Raw genomic sequence first — 22,470 nt, forward strand, 5'->3', positions numbered from 1 at the left:
GGCCTATGGCCGGGTCAACTGCGACACCCTATCTGTACTGCATGTTCGCCATCCCGGTACGCCCTGCCACTGCAGCCGATGCCAACACGATTGCGGCGCTGATCCAGCGCACGCTGCGCGTCAGCAATGCCGCCGATTATTCGGTGGCAGAAATCAGCCACGTGTTTGCCGGCTTCTCGGCCGGGCGCGTGCTGCAGCGCATCCAGCATCAGGATGTGTTCGTGGCCGAGATCGATGGCGAGATCGTCGCTACCGTGGGCTATGCCGATGGCCAGCTCTGGGCGCTGTTCGTGGCGCCGGAACGCCAGCGGCTCGGGCTCGGCCGCCTGCTGGTGGAGCATATCGAGGCCCATGCGCGCCAGCGCGGCGATCTGCAGCTCGCACTCTCGGCCTCGCTCACCGGGGTCGAGTTCTACGAGCGGCTTGGCTATCACCGCGTCAGCTACCTGCCCCATCGCAGCGGCGCGACCTATGCGATGGTGAAGGCGCTTTAGCCGTCTCGACATTTCCAAAAAGTAATTCTGGGGGCACAAACAGTAACCGGAAATTTCGGCGCAAACCCGTCTACAGGCACCTATCCTGTGTTGCAGGAGAACCCTCATGGTCGGTGCATTCGGCTGGATCAAACGGATTTTGGGCGCAGAGGACGATCCCGACAGCGCCGCCTCCCCCTCGCGCCTGCAATCCAAACAGACTCTCTCCAAGGCTGGCCTGCCGCCCCGCCTGCAAGCCAGCAACCTGCAAGTGGTTGGCCTGCAGGCCATCCGCGATACGCTGGCCGACCAATGGCAGGAACGCCGCGACAAGATCAATCAGATCGTCGATAGCGCGATCCGCCGCCGCCTTGAACCGGGCGATGCGCATTTCCATCTCGACAACGACGACTATCTGGTGCTGTTCCTGCACCTGACGCATGCCCAGGCCAAGGCGAAAGCCGCAATGATCGCCGACGAGCTGCGCCGGCTGATCCTGGGCGAAGTGCCGGGCGCCGATATCCATGTGACCTCACGCGTGGCGGAGATCGATCGCGATTTCGTCACCAGCAAGATCGACTCCATTCACGAACTGGTCGACCATGTGCAGCAGACCGGCCAGTCCTCGCAAGGCGATGTGATGCTGTTCGACGACGATCCAGGCGAGCCATTCGAGGATTTCAGCCAGGCCGTGGCGCCGCAGGCGGCCGTGCCGGTGACCGGCGCGGGCCCCGATCTGGCCGACCTCGACCAGTCGCTGACCGCGCTGTTCCAGAAAAAGAAAAGCGCCAGTTTCCTGAAGGAATGCCAGGCGGCATTCTATCCGAATTTCAGCACGCGGCGGCGTGCCTTCTCCTTCTACACCGTGGCCGTAAGCCATGTACCAACCGGCCGGCCGGCCGATTCCAGCGATCCGATGCTGGAGGATCCCGAGGAACTCGAATTCCTGCTCGACCGCTATCGCCTGACCACCGCCCTGCTCGGCATGCATCGCATGGTGACCGGCGGCCATCAGGGGGTGATCATCATCCCGGTGTCGTTCCAGACCCTGGCGACCTCGAAAAACCGCGGCCTGTATCTCAGCCGTTTCCGCGACCTGCCGCGCGGCCTGTTCCGCTCGCTGTGCATCACCCTGTGCAACATCCCGCCCGGAACGCCGGCCAGTCGGGTGGCCGATGCGATGAACTACCTGCAGCCATTCTGCGCATCGCGGCTGATCAAGATTCCTGCCGATCCGAAACTGATTGATCTGTATGCCGGCAGCGGCGTACACGGTTTCGAGACCAGCCTGCCGGTGGAGGCGGCCGACAGCGGGACCCAGAATGCACTGCTGGCCAACTTCGCCAAGCGCGCGGCCTGGCATAAACTGGAATCGCTGCTGTCGAATATCGGCACCCCCGACGATCTGCGCACCGGCAGCCAGGTGGGATTCAACTTCCTGATCGGCGATGCCGTGGCGCCACTGATCGCCACGCCGGGCCATCGCCAGGCCCTGCGCGCCGATCACATTCCACAGCGCAGCGTCACGGTCACACCGGGCTAGACCGGATACACCCGCCCGCCACTCACCGGCACGCGCACGCCGGTCGTGCCCGGCAGGCTGAGCGGCAGACCGCGCACGGCGCGCGCCGCCAGAAACGCAAAGGCTTCCGCCTCCAGACTGTCGCCGCGCCAGCCGACCGCCTCCACCGCTTCCACGGGCATGTTGAGATGCTGGGTGAGCAGCCGCATCAGCGTCGCATTATGGCGTCCGCCGCCACAGACCAGACAGCGCAGCGGCCGCTGCGGCAGATGGCCTAAGCCCCGCGCCACGCTGGCGGCCGTGAAGGCCGCGAGCGTCGCGGCACCGTCCTCGGTTGAAAGTCCTTCCACCGCAGCCGCCGTGAAGTCGTTGCGGTCGAGCGATTTCGGCGGCGGCGCCGCGAAATAGGCATGATCGAGCAGGCGGGCGAGGCGCTCGGAGTTTACTGTGCCGCGGCCGGCTGCCGCGCCGCCCTCGTCCTGTGCCACGCCGGCATGGTGCTGCATCCAGTCGTCGATCAGCGCATTGCCCGGCCCGGTGTCGAAGGCGATCAGGTCGCGCTCATCGCTGCCGCCGATGTAAGTGACATTGCCAACGCCGCCGAGATTGAGCACCAGCAGTGGCGCGTCCAGTCCGGCATGGCGCGCCAGGGCGGCATGATAGAGCGGTACCAGCGGCGCACCCTGCCCGCCCATGGCGACATCGGCACTGCGGAAATCGCTGACCGTGGCGATACCGGTCAGCTTGGCGAGCAGCGCGCCATCACCGGTCTGCCATGTTCTGCCTTCGGCGGGACGATGCAGCAGCGTCTGGCCGTGATAGCCGAGCCAGGCGATCTCCGGCGCCGCCATCCCGGCCCGCTGCAGCAGCGCCTGCACGGCGGCGGCATGGGCCAGGCTGAGATCGCGCGACAGCGCCGCACTGTCGCCGGGGCCCTCGTTCAGGCAGGCGCGGATGCGCGCGCGCAGGGCCGGATCGTAGGGCATGGTGAGGGCCGGGCCGAAGCCCGCGATGCCCACCCCATCGGTGCGCAGCAGGGCGGCGTCGATGCCGTCCATCGAGGTGCCGCTCATCAGGCCCATGATCCAGAGGGGCTGTGTCCAGGCCGGTTTTTCAAGGGTTTTGGTCACGACGGTCAGGGCCCGGAAGCTAGGCGAGTCAGGGCCCATATGTTAGACCATCGGGCCATCAAAGCCTACCCGAGCCATCAAGCCGTCCGAGCCAGACCATGACCGCGTTCAAATCCGACTTCCTGCAGACCATGAGCCAGCGCGGCTATCTGCACCAGTGCACCGACAATGCGGCGCTGGATGCGCTGGCGCAGCAGCCCGGCGGCATCACCTGCTATGTCGGCTATGACTGCACCGGCCCCAGCCTGCATGTCGGCCATCTGCTGTCGATCATGATGCTGCGCCGGCTGCAGCAGGCCGGCCATAAGCCGATCGTTCTGATGGGCGGCGGCACCACCAAGGTGGGTGATCCCTCGGGCAAGGACGAAGCGCGCAAGCTGCTGACCAACGACGACATCGCCGCCAACATGGCGAGCATCAAGACCGCGTTTGGCCGTTTCGTCAGCTTCGGCGACGGGCCGAGCGATGCCATCATGGCCAACAATGCCGAATGGCTGGACAAGCTGCAGTATATCGATTTCCTGCGCGACTATGGCCGGCATTTCTCGGTCAACCGGATGCTCAGCTTTGACTCGGTGAAGCTGCGGCTGGAGCGCGAGCAGCCGCTCAGCTTCCTCGAATTCAACTACATGATCCTGCAGGCCTATGACTTCGTCGAACTGGCGCGGCGCTACAAGTGCAATCTGCAGATGGGCGGCTCCGACCAGTGGGGCAATATCGTCAACGGCGTCGAACTCGGCCGCCGCGTGCATGACCTCAGCCTCTATGGCCTGACCTGCCCGCTGCTGACCACCGCAGCCGGCCACAAGATGGGCAAGACCGCCTCGGGCGCCGTGTGGTTGAACGAGGACATGCTGCCGAGCTATGACTACTGGCAATACTGGCGCAACTGCGAGGATGCCGATGTCGGCCGCTTCCTGCGCCTGTTCACCGACCTGCCGCTGGACGAGATCGCCCGGCTGGAGGCGCTGCAGGGTGCCGAGCTGAACGAGGCCAAGAAGATTCTCGCCACCGAGGCCACGGCCCTGTGCCGCGGCCGCGACGCTGCCGAGGCGGCCGCCGATACGGCGAAGAAGGCCTTCGAGCAGGGCAGCTTCGGCGGCGCGCTGCCGGTGGTGAAGATCGCGCGCGACCGGCTGGATGCCGGCATCGAGGCCTTTGCCCTGGTGCTGGAAGCCGGGCTGGCAAAATCCGGCGGCGAGGCGCGCCGGCATATCCGCGGCAATGCGATCAAGCTGAACGACAAGCCGGTGAGCGATGAAGTGCAGAAGATCACCGCCGCCGATCTCGGCGCCGACGGTCAGCTGCGCCTGAGCTTCGGCAAGAAGCAGCACATCCTGATCGAAGCGGCCTGATCGCGGCGGCGTAAAAGACCCACATCGTCATGCCCGCGAAAGCGGGCATCCAGGCTGCGGCACGACTGGGTTCCCGCTTTCGCGGGAACGACGAGAAAGCGCTAGTGCCGCCCGTCGTTGAGGTTGTAGCGCATAATACGGCCATGGCGGCCGGTCTTGTCGCGCTCGATATCGTAGCAGTCGCCCGGCGGGCCCTGGCGTTGCGCCAGCACCGCATCCAGCGCTGTGCGGTCCACCGTATCGAGGCGCAGCGTATCGACGCGCAGGTTGGCGGCCAGATGCTTGGTTGACGTCGCACCGATAATGGCGCCGGCGACACCGGGGCGATCCAGCACATAGCGCGTCGCCACCTGGCCAATGCCGGTGCCATGGCGCTGGCCGATCTGCTGCAGGGTGACGAGCAGCTGCTGGAACAGCGCCCAGCCGCCGAAGTCTTCAATGATCAGCTTGTATTTGGTGAGCGACCGATTGGCGAGCGGTTCCTGCGGTTCCGGCTTGTCGAGCCAGGCCTCGCTCAGGAATCCGCCGGCCAGCGCGCCATAGCACAGCAGGCCGATACCATGCGCCCGACAGAGTTCGACCAGGCCACGTTCAGGGCGTGAGTCGAGCACTGAATACTGCACCTGCGTCGCTGCCACCGGCACGCCGGCCGCGACGATCTCAGCCGTGGTGGCAGTGTTGAAATTGGTCAGCCCCAGCAGGCGGATCTTGCCGGCGCGGCGCAGGTCGTCGAGCACGCCCATCGCCTCGACATAGCCGGGCACGGCGTAATTCCACCAGTGGAACTGCACCAGGTCGAGGCAGTCGGTGCGCAGGCGGGTGAGCGAACGGTCGATGATGCTTTCGACATAGGTGCGGTCGCAGCTGGTCAGCCGGTCGTAATCGGGTACGAATTTGGTATGGATCTCGATGCGGCGGCCGAGCTGCGGATAGGCGGCACGGAAATCGCCGATCAGTTCTTCCACGCCGGTGTAATGGTCGGCGCAGTCGAAGCTGGTGATGCCGGCCTCGACAAAGGCGGCCATGTCGTCGATCGCCTGCTTGCGGTCTACATCGCCATGGCCGCCGGCCAGATGCCAGCCGCCTTTCAGCAGCCGCGACATGCTGTAGCCCGGGGCCAGTTCATACCGCTCGACCATGATCTTTACGCCTTGCTGTCGTCGTTCCCCGTCAGGGGGACTGCTGTGGTTTCAGAATGGCGGAATGCGCGTTTGCCCAGGCGGCGGATGCGGAATTTCGCCGTGCAGTTCGGATCGGGACAGGCGACCAGCGCATCGGTGCTCATCCAGTCATTTGGATGCGTCTCGCGCTGCTTGGCCGGCAGCAGCGGCAGCAGCGCTGCCAGCGCATAGATCGACCAGGACTGGCCCGGCGGAAACTGCAGCTGCTCGCCATGCAGCTCGAAATGGTCGCCGGGCTTGGCTGCACAGAAGCAGCGGTCGCCCGGCACCCACTCGATGCGCAGGTCGTAGAGGCTGAAGCTGTCGTCAGCCATTACGGCTTCACGTTCAGCTCGCGCGCCACCGCCGGAATCGCCGCCTTGTATTCGGCGAGCGCGGCCGGGGCTTCCGGCGCCTTCTTGGTGGCTTCCGCCAGCCATTCGTCGGTGACGAACTGCAGCTTGGCGCGCAGCTCGTCCAGCAGCTTGCCCTCCACGTTGGTCACCTTCACGCCGGTCTCGGCGAACTTTGCCAGCGCCGCCGCTTCCTTGGCTTCCCAGATGGCGGCAAAGCGCTTGACCATCGCCTCACCCGACAGTTTGGCGATGGCATCGCGATCGCGCGCCTCCAGGCCCTTCCACTTGGCTTCGTTCACCACCATGAACTGGCTGGAATGGGCGAAACCGCCGGGCACGAAACTGGCGACCGGCATATGTTGGGTCATGTTGAAGGCGATCACGGTTTCCTTCTGCTGGAACATGCCTTGGATGACGCCACGCGAAATCTGCTCATAGGCCTCGGTGAGCGGCGAGGAGATCGGCGTCATGCCGAGCGCCTTGGTGATGCGTTCCACCGTGGCGCCGGGAATGCGGATCTTGATGCCATTGACCGCATCCAGGCTGGTGAAGGCATTGGCCTTGGTGAACAGCTGGTATGGGCCATTGGTCCACAGGCCGAGCAGATGGGTGCCCTCATGCTCGTTATACTTGGCGAAATGCTTCTGGTAGGTGCGCCAGTAGGCGACCGAATTGACCACCGCATGATCGGTGGTAAACGGCAGTTCCGACATCTCGGTCAGCTTGAAGCGGTTGGCGGTGTAGCCATGCACGCCGAAGGCGGCATCGGCGACGCCGTTCTTGACCAGGTCGAAATGCGCCGGCGGTGCGCCGAGCGCCGGCAGCACCTGCAGCTTGACGCGGCCTTCGGTCGCCTTTTCCACATCGGCAGCCCAGGGCGTGACCATCTCGGTGACGACATGGTGCGTCGGCGGCAGCCAGTTGGAGAAGCGCAGCACGGTCTGGGCTTGCGCAGCTGAAGCAACGCTGGTCGCCGCAACAGCGGCAAGGATAAGAGTACGATATGCGGTCATGGCAGGCCTCGTTACATCAGGGATGGAAGGAAGGTGGAAATCGCAGGGAACGCAATCAGCAACACGATACGGATGACATCGGCGGCAACAAAAGCCCCAACGCCGGCAAAGATGGTTTTCATCGGGATATGCGGCAGCAGGGTCTGCATCATGTAGACATTCATGCCGACCGGCGGGGTGATCAGCGCCACCTCGATCAGGGTGACCATGATGACGCCGAACCAGATCGGGTCGAAGCCTGCCGCAGTCACCACCGGAAAGACAATCGGCAGCGTGAGCAGCACCATCGACATGCTTTCGAGGAAGCAGCCGAGCACCAGATAGAGCGCGCAGATGATCAGGATCAGGCCGAGTGGGCCGATCTCGGCCGCCGCGAACCAGCCGGTCAGCGCCTGGGTGAAGCCGGCGATGGTGATGAATTTCGAGAAGATCAGCGCGCCGACCAGCACGAAGAACAGCATCGTGGTGGTGGCCGCCGTGTCGACCAGGATGGCGAACAGCCGGCGCCAGCTCAGCTTGCGACGTGCCAGCGCAATCAGGAAGGCGCCGACCGCGCCGATGCCCGCCCCTTCGGTGGGGGTGAAGACGCCGCCATACATACCGCCGATCACGACCAGGAACAGGCCGAGCACCGTCGCGGTGCCGCGCAGGGCGGCAAAGCGCTGGCCCCAGCTGCTGCGCTCGCCTGCCGGGCCATCCTGCGGCCGCAGCCAGACGACAACGATCACGGCGCCGATATAGAGCAGCGCACCGAGCAGACCGGGCAGCACGCCGGCCATGAACAGCTTGCCGATATCGGTCTGCGTCATGATGCCGTAGACCATGAAAGCGACGCTGGGCGGAATCATGATGCCGAGCGTGCCGGCCGAGGCGATACTGCCGGCAGCCAGGTTATCGGCATAGCCGTAGCGCTTCATCGAGGGATAGGCGACCTTCGACATCGCCGCCGCCGTGGCCAGGCTGGAGCCGCAGACAGCGGCGAATGCGGCGCAGGCGATCACGGTGGCAATCGCCAGGCCGCCCTTCAGATGGCCGACGAAGCGATAGGCGGCGTCATACAGTTCGCGCGAGACATCGGCCTCGTTGATCAGGTTGCCCATCAGGATGAACAGCGGGATCACCGACAGGGCGTAGGAATTGACCGTGCTGAAGGTGGTTTCGGCCACCATATAGGCGGTGGGGTCCCAGCCCAGCATCCATAGGAAGCCGGCGATGCCGGGCAGCGCCATCGCCACCGCGATCGGCACTTCCACCACGATCAGCGCCAGCATGGCGACGAGAGCAATGACGGCGGCAGTCATGCCAGTTCCGCCCCGGTGCCGCGCAGGCTGAACAGGGCGCAGAGCGCGCTGACCACACTGCTGGCGGCGCCGAACCAGGCCACCCAGGCCAGCGGCAGGTCGATGAAAGGCGCCAGATCGCCGGCGCGCTGGAAGGTCTGGCCCATCTTCCACAGCGTGACGGCGAGATAGGCGAACAGCACCACCAGCAGCAGGCGGCGCAGCCAGCGCATTGCCGCCCCCAGCGCCGGATGCCGCAGGGCCAGCATGCTGAGCATGCCGGCGCGCACATGCTCGTCGCGCCGGGTGACGCCCGGCAAGGCTGCAAAAACGGTGAGCGCCACCAGCACGGCGGTCAGTTCATAGGCGCCGGTGACCGGGCGGTTGATGCTGCGGAAGGCGACGTCCAGAAACGCCACTGCGGCCATGGCCAGCAGCGCCAGCGCACCGGCAATGGCAAAGCCGCGTTCAAGGCGGCCGGCAAGCAATGGCCCGGCATGGAAACGGTCTGGCATGGCTGGCGGTCGGCCATCCCCCTTTATGATATGTGATCACAGTAGAGAGCCGGGCGATTTTCTGTCAAGCTTGCCGTCATGCCAAGCCTCCGTCCGCCCGGGCGTGCCAAGCCCTCCCCTGCCGTCCAGCCGCGCAAATCCAAGCGCGGCCTGGCAGATCGCGGCCCAGCCGATCGCTCGGCTGCCGTGCGCCGCGCCGTGACCCCGGTGGCGCGCGATACCGTGCAGGATCGCGTCTACGCCGAACTGGGCGACGCGCTGATCTGCGGCCGGCTGCAGCCGGGCCAGCAGCTGACCATCCGGGATCTGGCGGCGGCTTTCGATACCAGCGTGATGCCGGTGCGCGAGGCGCTGCGCCGGCTGATCGCCGAAAAGGCGCTCGACGGCCTGCCGCAGCGTTCGGTGCGGGTGCCGCCGATGACGCCGGAGCGGCTGCTGGATCTGCGCCGCACCCGCCTGCTGGTGGAGGGCCATGCCGCCGAACTGGCGGCTGCCCATGTGACGCCGGCGCTGCTAACGCAACTGGCCGCCGCCGATGCCGCCTATATCGCCGCTGCCGAAGCCGGCGATGCCGACCAGGAACTGCTGTGCAACCAGCGCTTCCATTTTACACTGTACGAGGCCTGCGGCTCGCCCAGCCTGCTGGCGATCATCCGCTCATTATGGCTGCAATCGGGGCCCTATATCCGCACGGCGGTGGAGCGACATTCCGACCAGACCCGCGTCAGCCAGCGCGGCACGCGCGGCAGTTTCCACAGCAGGATCGTCGCCGCGTTGCGCAAGCGCGACATCGTCGCCGTGCGCAAGGCCCTAGAGGCCGACTTGAGCTGGGCCTTCGATCTACTCGACGAGCGCTAGCACCTATTCCTGTCCCGACGGGATCATCGGCAGCCGTTCCGGTGCGGGCTTGTCGCCCGGAGTCGGCACGCTGACTTCCGGCGCCTGGAAGATGCGCCGCAGGAAGCCCGGCGCAATCGCCGACAGCGGATTGATGGTGAATTGCGGATCGCTCTTGGCGCCGGAAACCGCAAAGTTCACGCCGATGATGCCATCGCCGACCAGCAGATCACCCAGCAGCGGAATCTTGCCCAGCATGGTGTTGAGCACGAAGGCCGGCACGGCGGTGCCATTGATGCTGACCGTATCGTTCTTCTGGTTGATATTGCCTTCAAAGGTGATGCCGAGCTGCGAACCGCTCAGCCGCGACGGCTGGATGGTCAGCAGGCCATCCTTTTGTACGAAGGGCACCTCGCCATTCTCGAACATGATGCCCTCGCCTGAGAGCAATGCGCCGAGGCCGGAGAAAGAGGCCGCGCCGAACAGCCGGGCCAGGAACGGCGCGCGCACGGCGCGCACAGTCTTCAACAACATCTTGCCGGCCAGGGGCTGGGCTGCCTGGGTATCGTCATAGCTGGCATTCACCGTCATGGTGCCGCCCTGCATGTCGGTGACGCCAAGGAAGTGCAGCATGGCGCCGGCATTGTCGGTGACCAGCCTGAGGTCGCGGCCATTCAACGCTGGCTCGATGCCCAGCGTCACGCCGCCGGTGGTGGAGAAACCGCCAGTCAGGCTGAGCTTTTCCATTCGCGTCGGCTCGCGCTGCGCCGTCAGCGCCATGTTACGCAATTCCAGCACATCGTCGATCCGCGCCTCGTCGAAGCGCAGGCTCAGCGTCATCCGCGGCTTCACCGTGCCGGGCGGCGTGTCGTCCTCGAAGATCGCCTGCACGAAGGGGCGCAGATCGTAGCGATGACCGCTGAGTGCGATCTGCGAATCGCCATTGGCGGCAAAAACAATGCGCCCCCGGGCATCGCTGATGGAATCGCTCTTAGCATCACTCTTGGTATCGCTCGGGCCGGCCTTGAGGGAAACAATATCGGCCGACCAGCTGTTGTCGTTGTTCAGCACGGCACTGGCCTTGGCCGCCAGCGCTGCGCTGGCAATCTCAATCAGGTCGAACTGCACCGGCTGGCCGCTGCGGGTGCGGATCTGGGTGCGGCCGGTGGCGGCCATGCCGGCGGGTTTCAGCAGATGCGCATCGGCAATGGCTATGGTGGCATCCTTGAGATCGAACTCGCCGCCAATCGCGGTCTCGCCGCCGCGGCGCTCCTCGATCTCCATGCTGGCCTCGGCGGGTCCGTCGATATAGGGCGCCAGCGGATAGCCCAGCGCCTTGCGCTGGGCTTCGTCGATACGGCCTTTCAGCGTGTAGCGCGCGGTAACCGGCGCCCGCGCGCTGAACTCCTCGCGCCAGCCGATCTGCAGCGGTACGCCATTCAGTGCCGCCAGGCCATTCGCCTCCAGGCCCTTGGTATCGACCTTCAGCTTCATCTGACCCTGGCTCAGCGCATAGCGTCCGAGCAGGCCGTCCATGCTGAGGTCGGTCATATCGGCCTCGGCATTCACCGCGATGTCATCAACCTTCAGGTTGTTGAACAACGGGAAACGCAGGCGGAACCGCACCTCGCCGGTGCCGCCAACACTGGCGGGCTTGATGCCGAGCTTGGAGGGAAAACCGAGCGGTTTCTGGTCGATCAGGGCAAGCAGGTCAGCACTGCTGCCGCGCGCCACACTGCTGATCTCAGCAAACTGATCACGGTCCTGCAGGCCGGTGATCCGCACATTGCCCGGTCCGCTGGCGATGGTGCCAACGCGGCCGCTTTCCAGGCTGAGCGTGAACACATCAGCATCCAGGGCAGCAATACCCTTGCCGTCGGTCATCTTGCTCATCGGTGCGAGATAATCGAGCTGCAGACCCTCGAAGGCGAAATCGAGCTTGATCGCATCCGCCGGCAGACGCTGAGTACCGGCCACCATCTCCGGCGTCAGCTTGGCAGCGAAGCGGCCGGCGCTCACCTTGCCATCGCGCAGATGGCCGGTGACCCAGTCGCGCGCATTCTTCGCCATACCCGGCGGCCAATATTGCCCGACCGCATTGGTGGCGAGATCGCGGAACTGCCCGGAGATATCCAGGCCGTAGCGCTCGCCGTCCTGCCGCGTCATGGTGCCGCCGAAGGAGGCGCGGAACTTGTCGGCAAAGGACAGGCTGGCCTCATCGAGGAACAGCACGCCCTTGCCGGCATCGGCATAACCACGGAAGCGCGCTTGTTCCAGCGCCAGCGGCATCGACAGCATATCGGGCGCGGTGATCAGGCCCTGACCGGCGGTGAGATCGAAATTGAGGCCGAGCTGGGCGCCAGTGTCGTTGACCGTGAGCGTCAGGCTGCCGGCCAGCGGCGCCGAGATGTAACTCAGCGGCGCCAGCTCCGGCACCACATCGGCAAAGTCCGCCGGCTCGACATTGGAGAAATTCAGCACGACGCGGGCGATGCGCTCGGCCACGGTGTAATCGGCCTCGACATTGAGATCGACCCGGCGCTGGCGCCAGTCGAGAGCGCCCACTGCAGACCCATAGACATGGCCATCACCGCGCTGGAAGCCGATCTGTGCCTGCGGCACCACCCAGCGCTGGTTCAGCTTCCAGTCTTCCAGCACCAGGCGTTCGGCAATGATCGAAACGGTCTGCAGCTGGCCGAGCGGATCATCGAGGGATGGTGGCCGCGACAGCAGATCGAAGATCGCGGCAAACATGGCCTGCGCCGCCTGGTCGTCGGCATGCATCGGTGTCGGTTCAACCGGCGCATCGGTGGGCGTGGCTTCCGGCAGGCCGAGCTGGAAGCGGCCCTGCGCATCGCGCACCAGCCGCGCCTCAATGCCGCTGGCCAGCAGATAGCGCGGCGCGATCACACCACGCAGCAGTGACGGTCCGCTGAGGCCCATGTCGATATAGGGTACCCGCAGCACCACGCGTTCGCCATCGACGCGGTATTGCGCATTGAGCAGGCGCAGCCGCAGGCTCTGCTCGCGTTCCGACCAGGCCAGCACCACATCGTCGACCTCGACGCGGAAGCCAAGTTCGGGCAGCGCCAGCGCCTCGCTGACATAGGGCGACAGGAAACCGAGCGAAATCGGCCCCTCGGAAATGCGCCATGCCAGCCCGCCGAGCAGAATCACAATGGTGACGACAACGGCCGAGACCGTGCGCACCACCAATCGACTCCACCTTAGAACCACGTCGCGCGCCCTTGCCTTTTTCTGTCCTGGAGCGATCTCCGGGCCATGCCGCTTGACCCTGTCGCAAGTTTAACCGAACTTCGCGGGGACTACGAGAGAAACGCCATGCCTGCCAATGTATTGAAGGCAAAATCCGCCAAAAGAAAGGCGGCTGCCAAGGCCCCCGGTAAAATTGTCGGGACGGCAGCGAAAAAGGCTGGTGCGAAGCCTGCCAAACCGGTGCGGAAAACCGCGACCGGCAAGGCGCGTGCCCAGAGCATCGCTCCACCCCTCGCCCCGGCCATCATGCTGCCCGCAGCTTTCGATGCCGATGCCGCCGCGCGTGGTCTGGTTGCCTGGCGCGAAACGCTGGCCGAATTACCCGACCGCAGCCTGGCCAAACGGCTGGCGGCTGCAACGGCGAAAGACCAGAATGCGCTTGGCGGCAAAACGCTGCTGCCGGCCCTGTTCGGCAACAGTCCGTTCCTGACCGAACTCTGCCTGCGCGAACCCGCCACGGTCGACCTGCTGCTGGGCAGTGGTCCGGACAAGGCCCTGGCCGGCGCGCTGGCCGCCCTGAAGCTGGCCGCGCGCAAGGCAACGAGACCCGATGATCTGGCGCAGCCCCTGCGCATCGCCAAGCGGCAGGTGGCGCTCAGCATCGCTGTGGCCGACATCGCCGGCCTGTGGCCGCTGGAAAAGATCACCGCAGCCTTGAGCGACTTTGCCGCACTCTGCGTGGATCTGGCTTTTGCAGCGCTGCTGCGCGATGCCGCCGAGAATGGCGAACTGGAATTGCCGGACAAGAAAAATCCATGCAAGTCATCGGGCTTCTTTGCCCTGGGCATGGGCAAACTGGGCGCCCGCGAGCTGAACTATTCCAGCGATATCGACCTGATCGTGCTGTTCGACCCCGATGTTGCACGCTACACCGGCCGGCGCTCGATGCTGGAATGCTTCATCCGCCTGACCCAGCAGATGGTGCGGCTGCTGCATGACCGCACCGAAGACGGCTATGTGTTCCGCACCGATCTGCGGCTGCGGCCCGATCCGGGCTCCTTCCCGGTGGCGGTGTCGACGCTGGAAGCCGAGGCCTATTACGAAAGCTTCGGCCAGAACTGGGAACGCGCAGCGATGATCAAGGCCCGCCCGGTGGCCGGCGACCTGGAGTCCGGCGCGCGCTTCCTGAAACATCTGACACCCTATATCTGGCGCAAGAATCTCGACTTCGCCGCCATCGAGGACATCCATTCGATCAAGCGGCAGATCCATGCCCATCGCGGCCATGCCGAGATCGCGGTGGAAGGCCATAACATCAAGGTCGGCCGCGGCGGCATCCGCGAGATCGAATTCTTTGCCCAGACCCAGCAGCTGATCGCCGGCGGCCGCGACACCCGCCTGCGCGCGCCAGCCACCTGCGACGCGCTGCGCGCGCTGGTCGCCACCGAGCGAATCAGCCAGGCGGTCTGCGACGCGCTGATCGCCGACTATCACTACTTGCGCACCGTCGAACATCGCCTGCAGATGATCGACGACGAGCAGACCCATACACTGCCGGCCGATAAATCCGGCCTGGCCCGCCTCGCCTGCTTCCTCGGCGCGCCGGATGCCAAGGCGATGAGCAAGCAGATGCTGGCGACGCTGGAGCGGGTGAAGACCTATTACGACGACCTGTTTGCTGAATCAGCGCCCCTGGGCAGCGATGCTGGCAGCCTGGTCTTCACCGGCACCGACGACGACCCCGCCACACTGGAGACACTGCGCGAGCTGGGCTTCCGCGAACCCTCCGAAATCGCGGCGATGATCCGCGGCTGGCATTTCGGCCGCTATCGCGCCATGCGCTCGGAACGCGCGCGCGAGAAGCTCACCGCAATCATGCCGCAGCTGCTGGAGGCCTTCTCGCGCACCGGCAGCGCCGATGTCGCCTTCCGCCGCTTCGATTACTTCCTTGCCAGCCTGCCAGCCGGCGTGCAGCTGTTTGCCCTGCTGCAGGCCAACCCCGCCGTGATGGACACGCTGGCCGAGGTGCTGGCCGCCGCGCCGCAGCTGGCCGATGCGCTGGCGCAGAATGCGGCGCTGTTCGACAGCCTGATCGAATATGCCGACCACCCGGCCGTTTTCGAGCACGCAGCCCTGGCCGCCAGCCTGCAGCGCCAGATGGCGGCGGCGCGCGATTTCCAGGATGTGCTGGACTGGGCGCGGCGCTGGACCACTGAACTGAAACTGCAGGTCGGCATCGGCCTGCTGCATGGCCGCATGGATGGCAGCGCCGCCGGTGCCGCCCTGAGCACGGTGGCCGATGTGGTGCTGGCCGATCTGCTGCGCCATGTCAGTGCGGAATTCATTGCCCAGCATGGCCGCATCGCCAAATCGAGCATCGCACTGGTCGGCCTCGGCCGCCTGGGAAGCCGCGAGCTGACACTGGAATCCGATCTCGACCTGGTGCTGGTGTTCGACTGCCCGGACACGGCGGGACAATCCGATGGCGCGCGCCCGCTGACGCCGGGCCTGTATTTCGCACGGCTGTGCCAGCGCCTGATCGCGGCGATCACGGCAATGACCGGCGAAGGCCGGCTTTATGAAATCGACATGCGGCTGCGGCCCAGCGGCGGCGCCGGGCCGATTGCCATCAAGCTGGATGCCTATGCCGATTACCAGCGCAAGGACGCCTGGACCTGGGAGCATATGGCGCTGACACGCGCCCGCGTCGTCTGCGGTGTCGACAATTCAAAGGAAGAAACCGCGCTGATCCGCAAGATCGAGACACTGTTCCACGACATCCTGACCATGAAGCGCGACCCGAATAAGCTGCTGGCCAATGTGGCGACCATGCGCCGGCGCATGGCCGAGCACAAAAAGGTGCAGAGCCCCTGGGATCTGAAGCTGGTGCGCGGCGGCCTAGTCGACCTGGAATTCATCGTGCAGTACCTGCTGCTGCGTCATGGCGCGGCCAAGCCGGCGATCCTGCAGCAGCAGCCGCTGGCCGCGCTCGAGGCTTTGCGCGATGCCGGGCTGCTGGATGCGGCGCAGGCGAAAACCCTGATCGAGGCCGGCCGGCTCTACGCCACCCTGCTGGCCACCGCGCGGCTGGCCGGGCGCGATGAGGCCGGAGAGCCTGAACGCTGGCCGCCGGCGCTGGCGCAACGCCTGCCGGTGCTGCTGGGCGACAAGACCATGACGGCACTGACCCGGCGGCTGCAGAAAACCCAGGCGGCCGTGCATGCGCTGTTCGCTGCCCTGGTCGACACCCCGGCCGAGCCCTATCTCTCGCTCGCCGATTCCCTGAACCCAGACAGCAACACGACAGGACAGACCGATGGCCAAGACCGCTGAACCGAAGAAAGCCGCCCCCAAGAAAGCCAAGGCGAAGGCGGCTGCCGCTGCGCCCGGGCCGCAGGTGGGCGACAAGGCGCCCGCTTTCAGCCTGCCCACCGATGGCGGCGGCAAGATTTCGCTGGCCGAGCTGAAGGGCAAACCGGTGGTGCTGTATTTCTACCCGAAAGACGACACATCGGGTTGCACTCAGGAGGCCATCGACTTCACGGCGGCCAAGGCCAAGTTCGACAAACTGGGCGCGGTGGTGATCGGCGTGTCGCGCGACAGCGCCGCCAGCCACGACAAGTTCAAGACCAAGCACAAGCTGAAGGTCGCCCTGGGCGCCGACGAGTCGGGCAAGGTGACCGAGTCGTATGGGGTCTGGGTCGAGAAAAGCCTCTATGGCCGGACCTATATGGGCATCGAGCGGGCGACCTTCCTGATCGACCGTGTGGGCAAAATTGCCGCCGTCTGGCGCAAGGTCAAAGTGGCCGGCCATGCCGATGCGGTTCTGAAGGCGGCACAGGGGGTTTAGAATCAAGCGCTTGCGGCCGTTATCCACATTCTGTGGATAACTCGTCGGACACGAGTTAAGTCCGTGTTCGCACGTGTATTTTTGGAAAACGTAACAGATTCTTTCTTGCATTAACCAAACCAAATAAGCCCTAATCCAGAGGCCCGCTGCGAGGGGTTAAAAAAGCGTGGGCAGAATTCCGAAAAGTTCATTCATTCTTGAAACAAGTCGGGGGGTTGAGTGACGCGACGCGCGAGACGGCAATGGCGGGAGTTGCGCGACCGCCTGTTCCCGGAGCGGCAGATCATTTTCCGCAGCCGCGGCGACGTCCGTTATGTCGCTCTCTCCAGTCGCGCCCAGATCGCCATGGCGACCAGCATTGTCGCCTTCGCCGGCTGGATCGGGTATGCCTCCGTTAACGTCTTTTACCGCGATGCCATGCTGGATGCGCGCGACCGCCGCATCACCGAGTTGAGCTACGCCTACGAGCGGCTCGCCGCCGATTACGAAAAGAACCAGGAGAATTTCGTCGTCGCCTCGCGCGACCTCGAGGAGCGCTATCGCCGGTTGTACGACATGGCGATGAAGCAGCGCACCCCCGCCCTGCCGTCTGACACCGCAGAGGCTGCCAAGGGCAGCACGCCGCCGGCGAGCCAGAATGCGGCGGTTCCGGCTGCCAAGCCCGAGCCCAAGGTTGCCAAGCCTGACGGCCGCACGGCCGTCGCCGATGCAAAGTCTGGCGACAAGGCCGAGGTGAAGATCGCTTCAGCTAGCGGCCGCGACAACGACGATCCGGCCTCGATCGAGGATCTGGAAGGCATGCTGCGCGAGAGCAAGGCCAGGCCGCCGGTTCCGGCTGTGAAGCCGCGCGACATCGAAACGCGCATCCTGAGCGTGCGCGGTCATCAGCGCGAGCTGATCGACGATCTGGGCTCGCGCACCGAGAAAAGCCTCGCCATGCTGGAAAAGGCGCTGGGCCGCACCGGCCTGGATGTCAACGCGATGCTGGCCCGCGCCAGCGAGGCACGCGCCGATGTCGGCGTCGGCGGCCCGCTGCGCGCGCTGGGCGAAACCAATGGCAGCAGCATCAACGGCACGGCACTGGTGGCCTCGGCCGATCCGAATGCCGATCGCGAAATGAACAACCTGGAAGGCAAGTTCGGCCGCTGGGGCGATCTGCTTGCCCTGGCCCAGCGCCTGCCTCTCGACCTGCCGATGGCCGCCGATGCGGAAGTGTCATCCACCTATGGCCGGCGCACCGATCCCTTCACCAAGCAGCCGGCCTTCCATGCCGGCATCGATTTCATCGGTCCGGCCCGCGCTCCGGTAATGGCCACCGCGCCCGGCGTGGTTGTCTTCGCCGGCCGCAAGGGACCTTACGGTCGTGCGGTCGAAATCGATCATGGCCTCGGCGTGAAAACCCGCTATGCTCATCTCAGCGCGATTTCGGTACAGGCCGGCGAGACCATCGCCTTCGGACGACAGCTTGGCACCATGGGTTCGACCGGTCGCAGCACCGGTCAGCATCTGCATTACGAAATCCTGCTCGATGACGAGCAGATCGATCCCGGCAAATTCATTGAGGCTGGCTATCATGTTTTCAAACAGCAAGAAAACCAATCCGCCGGCCGCCGCTAAGCAGCAGCCGCCGTCGATCCTGAGCGCAGGCCTGACGGTCAATGGCGATCTCACTTCCGAAGGCGAGATGCAGATCGACTGCCTCGTCAACGGCGACGTCACCGCGGGCCGCCTCGCCATCGGCGAGAATGCCAAGGTGATCGGCGAGGTGGTGGCCGAGCATGTGCTGATCCGCGGCGAGGTGGTTGGCCGTATCCGCGCCAAGTCGGTCGAACTCGACAAGACCGCCAAGGTGCGCGGCGACATCTGGCACGAACTTCTGTCCATTGCCGCCGGCGCCAAGATCGAAGGCCTCTGCAAGTTTGCCGAAAACCCACGCGAGGGTGCCGGCACCACCAAGCTGAGTGTGGTGCAGCTGCCAGAGGCCGTGGACGCGCCCGCCGACAAGCCGACGCAGAAGCCGCACAAGGCAAGCCAGACGGCCGCAGCCACCGATATCGGCAGCCTGCCCGGCCTGGCCCGCGCCACCAACTGAATTAACGACGTTACGCGTAGTCACTAGCAGACGAGAAAACGGCGACGCAGTCAGCGTCGCCGTTTTTTTGTGTCACAACCCAATAAAATAAAGCCGTCACCCTCGGGCTTGACCCGAGGGTCCATCCGCCGGTCCTGTCACGCCATGACCATGCCGGAAGGGAAATGGATCCTCGGGACAAGCCCGAGGATGACGATGAATGGGAAAGTGGCGCGTGGCCTTACGCCGTCTCCCCGTTGCCGACCTTGGACGCGAGCTGAGCGGCCATGAAGGCGTCGAGATCGCCATCCAGCACGCCTTGCGTATCGCTGGTCTCCAGCTCGGTGCGCAGGTCCTTCACCATCTGATACGGGTGCAGCACATAGGAGCGAATCTGGTGGCCCCAGCCGATATCGGTCTTGGCGTCGTTCAACGCCTGCGCCTCGGCCTCGCGCTTCTGCAGCTCGCGCTCGTACAGCCGCGCCTTCAGCATCTTCATCGCCTCGTCGCGGTTGCGATGCTGGCTCTTGTTGATCTGGCAGGCGACCGCGATGCCGGTCGGGATATGCGTGATACGCACGGCCGAGTCCGTCTTGTTGACGTGCTGGCCGCCGGCGCCCGAGGCGCGATAGGTATCGACGCGCAGATCCTTGTCCAGCACCTCGATCTCGATGGTGTCGTCGACCACCGGATAGACGCCGACCGAGGAGAAGCTGGTATGGCGGCGCGCATTTGAGTCGTAGGGCGAGATGCGCACCAGGCGGTGTACGCCGCTCTCGTTCTTCAGCCAGCCATAGGCATTCGGGCCGCTGACCTTGATGGTGGCCGACTTGATGCCGGCTTCCTCGCCTTCGCTCTCTTCCTGGTATTCGACCTTGTAGCCGTGTTTCTCGGCCCAGCGCACATACATGCGCAATAGCATCGAGGCCCAGTCCTGGCTCTCGGTGCCGCCAGCACCGGCATGCACTTCCAGGAAGCTGTCATTCATGTCGGCTTCACCCGACAGCAGGCTTTCCAGCCGCGCCTGGGCCACTTCCTTGCTGAGGCCCATGATCACGGCCTCGGCCTCGTCGACCACGCCCTGGTCGCCCTCGGCCTCGCCCATCTCGATCAGGTCGAGATTGTCCTGCAGCGCGGATTCGAGCCGGCGCTGGGTGCTGACGGCGCGATCGAGCTTGGTGCGCTCGCGCATCAGGGCCTGGGCCTCGGCCGGCTTGTTCCAGAGCGAGGGGTCTTCCGACCGCGCGTTCAGTTCTTCGAGTTTCTTGACTGCGTTATCCCAGTCAAAGAGACCTCCTCAGCAGCCCGAGCGACTGCTGGATCTCATCGGCCATCGCCCTGATTTCGGCGCGCATAACAAATCCTTGGTAAGAAAACGGCGTGTTGCGGCCGGACCATAAGCAGTCCGGCCAAATTCGTCAAACCTCCCGGTTTTCCGGGCCAGAATGGGGATTCAGCTGCGCGCCTGCTTGACCAGCTGCCGCAGGGCATCGAGCGACACCGCGCCGGGCACCATTTCCTCACCGACGACAAAGCCCGGGGTGCCCTGGATGCCAAGCGTATCGGCCAGCGCCAGATTGGCACGCAGCACCTGCTCCACCTTCGCGCTCGCCATGTCGGTTTTCAGCTTCTTGAGGTCGAGCCCGGCCTCAGTGGCCATGCGCATCACCTCGGCCTCGTTGATCTGGCCGCGGAAGGCCATCATCGCATTGTGGAAACCGAGATACTTGCCGCCCTTGTCCTGCTCCAGTGCGGCAACGGCAGCGCGCGAGGCCATCACGCTGTCAGGCCCCAGCACGGGGAGTTCCTTCAGCACCAGGCGGATCTTGCTGTCTTCCTTCAGCAGCGTGAGCAGGCTGGGCTGCACCTGCTTGCAGTAGCCGCAGCGGTAATCGAAAAACTCGACGATGGTGACATCGCCCTTTGGATTGCCGGCAACGAAGGACACGCCATCCTCGAAGATCGCCTTGCGGTTGGCGGCGATGGCCGCCTTGGCGGCCTTGCCGGCTTCGGCCTGCTGCTTGGCTTCCAGCGCATGCATCGCCTCGACCAGGATTTCCGGATTGCTGATCAGCACATCGCGCACGATCTGCTGCAGCGCCGCCTTCTGCTCGGGCGTGAAAGGCTGGGGCTGCGCCGATGCCACAGACCCTGTGAACAGGGCCACCGCGACAACAGCAAAACGGGCAAAGCGAAACATGTCTCAATCCTCTTGGAAATCAGTCCGGACTATGCCCGGGCCACAGCCGGCGGCACAAGCCACAAGCCTGTGAAGGTGGGGTCAGCGACCGCCGCGGCGGCGATCCTCGCGCTGGCCATCCTTGGCGGCGGCGACGATATCCTGCGCGCGCAGCCAGCCCGGCGTGCCCTCTTTCATCATCCGGCTGGCGCGCTCGGCCTGGCCCAGCGCGTCACGGTAACTGCCCGATACGAGGAAACGCTCGGCCGAGGCCAATGATGCCATGCCGATATCGCCTGTTCGGCCATAGGCCACGGCGAGCTGCTGCCAGGCGGCGCCATTGTCGGGTTCGCGCACCGTCACCTTCTTCAAGATATCGATCGCTTCAGCCAAGCGACTGTTGTCTTCCAACGCCACCATGCGCTGACCCAGACCCAGCGCCAGCAGCGGCTCGTTCGGCGCCAGCCGCTGGGCTTCCTGCATGCTGGGCAGCGACTCCGCCACCTTGCCCTGGTTGAGCAGGATGTCGGATTTCAGTTCATGGAAATATGGATCGTTCGGATACAGCGCGATCAGCCCGTCGACTTCCTTGATCGCATTCTGGAAATCCAGGCCGCGGAAATAGGCGAAGGCACGGGCATAGCGGCCGTAGAGCGAGGTATCGCTCTGCGGATATTTGCGCAGTGTGGCCGGCAGGCCATCGAGATACCCGATCAGCTTGGCCTGCATACGCTTGAAGCGCTCGAGATTCTCCGGCGTATCGGGCGCATTGCGCGCCGGCGAGCGCGACAAACGGCCCTCCAGGGCGGCAACGCGTTCCGGCGTCATCGGATGGGTGCGGGCATAAGGATCCTGGCGCTCATACATCAGGGCTTCCTGGTTGCCGATGATGCGCAGGAATTCGACCAGGCCAGAGGCCGACTGGTTGGTCTGCTCCAGGAAACTGGCGCCGGCCTGGTCGGCCGCCGATTCCTGCGCCCGGGTGAAAGCCAGCAGGTTGCGTTCGGCGACCTGCTGGCCGCCGAGCACGGCCGCCGCCGCGCCCTCGCCCGAGCCGGCGACCGCCGCGGCAGCACCAAACAGCAGGGACAGGATCATCGCGGTGGAAGCGGTGTCGATGGCATCGGACAGGCGGGCCAGATGGCCGCCGGCGATATGGCCGATTTCATGGGCCAGCACGCCGATCACCTGGGCCGGCCGGTCGGCCCGGATCAGCAAGCCGGTATTGATGAAGATACGCTGGCCACCGGCCACGAAGGCGTTCAGGGCACGGTCGTTGACCAGATGCACCGTGATGGCTTCATTGGACAATCCGGCCGCCCCGAAGAGTGGCGCCGAATAGGCGCGGATGGTATTTTCGATCTCGGCGTCGCGCACAAGAGAAATGCTGTTGCGGCGCTGGGCCTCGGCCGCGGTCGGCAGAATCGCGCTGGCGGCCGTCAGCAGCATACACCCGACAGCCACAAGACGTCGGATCAACGAACGGCGGATGAGAGAACGGCGCATGGCGAAG

Annotated in this window: 18 protein-coding genes; 8 read left to right on the forward strand and 10 right to left on the reverse strand. The window is 65.0% G+C overall.

The genetic code is table 11. The features are described 5' to 3' along the window. Nucleotides 1-5: 5 nt before the first annotated feature. Nucleotides 6-494, forward strand: coding sequence for a GNAT family N-acetyltransferase (locus AAG821_RS07560; RefSeq protein WP_341913319.1), 489 nt, complete (start codon nt 6-8; stop codon nt 492-494). Between the two features lie 106 nt (nt 495-600). Next, entirely contained in the window at nt 601-2,016 is a 1,416-nt protein-coding gene (locus AAG821_RS07565) for a hypothetical protein (protein ID WP_341913320.1), read from the forward strand. Here the strand turns inward: AAG821_RS07565 and AAG821_RS07570 are convergent. Beyond that, the gene (locus tag AAG821_RS07570) at nt 2,013-3,125 is read right to left on the reverse strand and encodes an anhydro-N-acetylmuramic acid kinase (protein ID WP_341913321.1); all 1,113 of its coding nucleotides are present in this window, start codon (nt 3,123-3,125) and stop codon (nt 2,013-2,015) included. The two genes, AAG821_RS07565 and AAG821_RS07570, sit on opposite strands and share 4 nt — an antisense overlap. A 98-nt stretch (nt 3,126-3,223) precedes the next feature. Here AAG821_RS07570 and tyrS point away from each other — a divergent pair, with 98 nt between their 5' ends. Further along, nucleotides 3,224-4,480: a tyrosine--tRNA ligase gene (gene tyrS, locus AAG821_RS07575; protein ID WP_341913322.1), complete on the forward strand. Its 1,257-nt coding sequence runs from the start codon at nt 3,224-3,226 to the stop codon at nt 4,478-4,480. A 101-nt stretch (nt 4,481-4,581) separates the two neighbouring features. On the opposite strand, the gene AAG821_RS07580 is transcribed toward tyrS, so the two are convergent. Genes AAG821_RS07580 through AAG821_RS07600 form a run of 5 tightly spaced genes read right to left on the reverse strand, consistent with a single transcriptional unit; the run spans nt 4,582 to nt 8,804 of the window. Next, nucleotides 4,582-5,619, reverse strand: a complete 1,038-nt coding sequence (locus tag AAG821_RS07580) for an aldo/keto reductase (RefSeq protein WP_341913324.1) — start codon at nt 5,617-5,619, stop codon at nt 4,582-4,584. Between the two features lie 5 nt (nt 5,620-5,624). Further along, nucleotides 5,625-5,975: a TIGR04076 family protein gene (locus tag AAG821_RS07585; protein ID WP_341913326.1), complete on the reverse strand. Its 351-nt coding sequence runs from the start codon at nt 5,973-5,975 to the stop codon at nt 5,625-5,627. After that, complete coding sequence (locus tag AAG821_RS07590; RefSeq protein ID WP_341913328.1) at nt 5,975-7,009, reverse strand: TRAP transporter substrate-binding protein; 1,035 nt, start codon at nt 7,007-7,009, stop codon at nt 5,975-5,977. Before AAG821_RS07590 ends, AAG821_RS07585 begins: the two co-directional genes overlap by 1 nt. An 11-nt stretch (nt 7,010-7,020) precedes the next feature. Continuing rightward, nucleotides 7,021-8,310, reverse strand: coding sequence for a TRAP transporter large permease (locus AAG821_RS07595; RefSeq protein WP_341913330.1), 1,290 nt, complete (start codon nt 8,308-8,310; stop codon nt 7,021-7,023). After that, a complete protein-coding gene (locus AAG821_RS07600) occupies nt 8,307-8,804 on the reverse strand; it encodes a TRAP transporter small permease subunit (RefSeq protein WP_341913331.1) in 498 nt (165 codons plus the stop codon). Before AAG821_RS07600 ends, AAG821_RS07595 begins: the two co-directional genes overlap by 4 nt. A gap of 78 nt (nt 8,805-8,882) precedes the next feature. Here AAG821_RS07600 and AAG821_RS07605 point away from each other — a divergent pair, with 78 nt between their 5' ends. After that, nucleotides 8,883-9,662 carry a GntR family transcriptional regulator gene (locus tag AAG821_RS07605; RefSeq protein WP_341913332.1) on the forward strand — a complete coding sequence of 260 codons (780 nt, stop codon included), beginning with the start codon at nt 8,883-8,885 and terminating at the stop codon, nt 9,660-9,662. Nucleotides 9,663-9,665: 3 nt separating this feature from the next. Here AAG821_RS07605 and AAG821_RS07610 read toward each other — a convergent pair whose 3' ends face one another. Beyond that, nucleotides 9,666-12,854, reverse strand: coding sequence for an AsmA-like C-terminal domain-containing protein (locus AAG821_RS07610; protein WP_341913334.1), 3,189 nt, complete (start codon nt 12,852-12,854; stop codon nt 9,666-9,668). 129 nt (nt 12,855-12,983) lie between these two features. Here AAG821_RS07610 and AAG821_RS07615 point away from each other — a divergent pair, with 129 nt between their 5' ends. The 4 genes from AAG821_RS07615 to AAG821_RS07630 all read left to right on the forward strand — a co-directional run bounded on the left by AAG821_RS07615 (nt 12,984) and on the right by AAG821_RS07630 (nt 18,799). Next, the gene (locus AAG821_RS07615) at nt 12,984-16,190 is read left to right on the forward strand and encodes a bifunctional [glutamine synthetase] adenylyltransferase/[glutamine synthetase]-adenylyl-L-tyrosine phosphorylase (RefSeq protein WP_341913336.1); all 3,207 of its coding nucleotides are present in this window, start codon (nt 12,984-12,986) and stop codon (nt 16,188-16,190) included. Continuing rightward, nucleotides 16,174-16,707, forward strand: coding sequence for a peroxiredoxin (locus tag AAG821_RS07620; RefSeq protein WP_341913338.1), 534 nt, complete (start codon nt 16,174-16,176; stop codon nt 16,705-16,707). Before AAG821_RS07615 ends, AAG821_RS07620 begins: the two co-directional genes overlap by 17 nt. Before the next feature lie 219 nt (nt 16,708-16,926). Continuing rightward, nucleotides 16,927-18,324 carry a M23 family metallopeptidase gene (locus AAG821_RS07625; RefSeq protein WP_341913340.1) on the forward strand — a complete coding sequence of 466 codons (1,398 nt, stop codon included), beginning with the start codon at nt 16,927-16,929 and terminating at the stop codon, nt 18,322-18,324. Next, a complete protein-coding gene (locus tag AAG821_RS07630) occupies nt 18,281-18,799 on the forward strand; it encodes a polymer-forming cytoskeletal protein (RefSeq protein WP_341913341.1) in 519 nt (172 codons plus the stop codon). Before AAG821_RS07625 ends, AAG821_RS07630 begins: the two co-directional genes overlap by 44 nt. 220 nt (nt 18,800-19,019) lie before the next feature. Here the strand turns inward: AAG821_RS07630 and prfB are convergent. The 3 genes from prfB to AAG821_RS07645 all read right to left on the reverse strand — a co-directional run bounded on the left by prfB (nt 19,020) and on the right by AAG821_RS07645 (nt 22,406). Next, nucleotides 19,020-20,133, reverse strand: a protein-coding gene (gene prfB / locus AAG821_RS07635) for a peptide chain release factor 2 (RefSeq protein WP_341913343.1) whose coding sequence is annotated in 2 segments (ribosomal slippage) — nt 19,020-20,066 and nt 20,068-20,133 — 1,113 coding nt in all. Because the reading frame shifts where the segments join, the coding sequence is not laid out codon by codon here. Between the two features lie 98 nt (nt 20,134-20,231). Beyond that, the gene (locus AAG821_RS07640; RefSeq protein WP_341913344.1) at nt 20,232-20,978 is read right to left on the reverse strand and encodes a DsbA family protein; all 747 of its coding nucleotides are present in this window, start codon (nt 20,976-20,978) and stop codon (nt 20,232-20,234) included. Between the two features lie 81 nt (nt 20,979-21,059). Beyond that, nucleotides 21,060-22,406, reverse strand: a complete 1,347-nt coding sequence (locus AAG821_RS07645) for a M48 family metalloprotease (protein WP_341913346.1) — start codon at nt 22,404-22,406, stop codon at nt 21,060-21,062. Nucleotides 22,407-22,470 lie beyond the last annotated feature (64 nt).

The organism is Ferrovibrio terrae (assembly GCF_943372915.1).
Lineage (GTDB): Bacteria > Pseudomonadota > Alphaproteobacteria > Ferrovibrionales > Ferrovibrionaceae > Ferrovibrio > Ferrovibrio terrae_A.

Coding starts and splice junctions, on each gene's coding strand:
- AAG821_RS07560 (WP_341913319.1), top strand. CDS start 6: ATGGCCGGGTCAACTGCGACACCCTATCTGTACTGCATGTTCGCCATC.
- AAG821_RS07580 (WP_341913324.1), bottom strand. CDS start 5,619: ATGGTCGAGCGGTATGAACTGGCCCCGGGCTACAGCATGTCGCGGCTG.
- AAG821_RS07620 (WP_341913338.1), top strand. CDS start 16,174: ATGGCCAAGACCGCTGAACCGAAGAAAGCCGCCCCCAAGAAAGCCAAG.
- AAG821_RS07615 (WP_341913336.1), top strand. CDS start 12,984: ATGCCTGCCAATGTATTGAAGGCAAAATCCGCCAAAAGAAAGGCGGCT.
- AAG821_RS07590 (WP_341913328.1), bottom strand. CDS start 7,009: ATGACCGCATATCGTACTCTTATCCTTGCCGCTGTTGCGGCGACCAGC.
- AAG821_RS07565 (WP_341913320.1), top strand. CDS start 601: ATGGTCGGTGCATTCGGCTGGATCAAACGGATTTTGGGCGCAGAGGAC.
- AAG821_RS07600 (WP_341913331.1), bottom strand. CDS start 8,804: ATGCCAGACCGTTTCCATGCCGGGCCATTGCTTGCCGGCCGCCTTGAA.
- AAG821_RS07605 (WP_341913332.1), top strand. CDS start 8,883: ATGCCAAGCCTCCGTCCGCCCGGGCGTGCCAAGCCCTCCCCTGCCGTC.
- AAG821_RS07630 (WP_341913341.1), top strand. CDS start 18,281: ATGTTTTCAAACAGCAAGAAAACCAATCCGCCGGCCGCCGCTAAGCAG.
- AAG821_RS07640 (WP_341913344.1), bottom strand. CDS start 20,978: ATGTTTCGCTTTGCCCGTTTTGCTGTTGTCGCGGTGGCCCTGTTCACA.
- AAG821_RS07585 (WP_341913326.1), bottom strand. CDS start 5,975: ATGGCTGACGACAGCTTCAGCCTCTACGACCTGCGCATCGAGTGGGTG.
- tyrS (WP_341913322.1), top strand. CDS start 3,224: ATGACCGCGTTCAAATCCGACTTCCTGCAGACCATGAGCCAGCGCGGC.
- AAG821_RS07645 (WP_341913346.1), bottom strand. CDS start 22,406: ATGCTGCTGACGGCCGCCAGCGCGATTCTGCCGACCGCGGCCGAGGCC.
- AAG821_RS07595 (WP_341913330.1), bottom strand. CDS start 8,310: ATGACTGCCGCCGTCATTGCTCTCGTCGCCATGCTGGCGCTGATCGTG.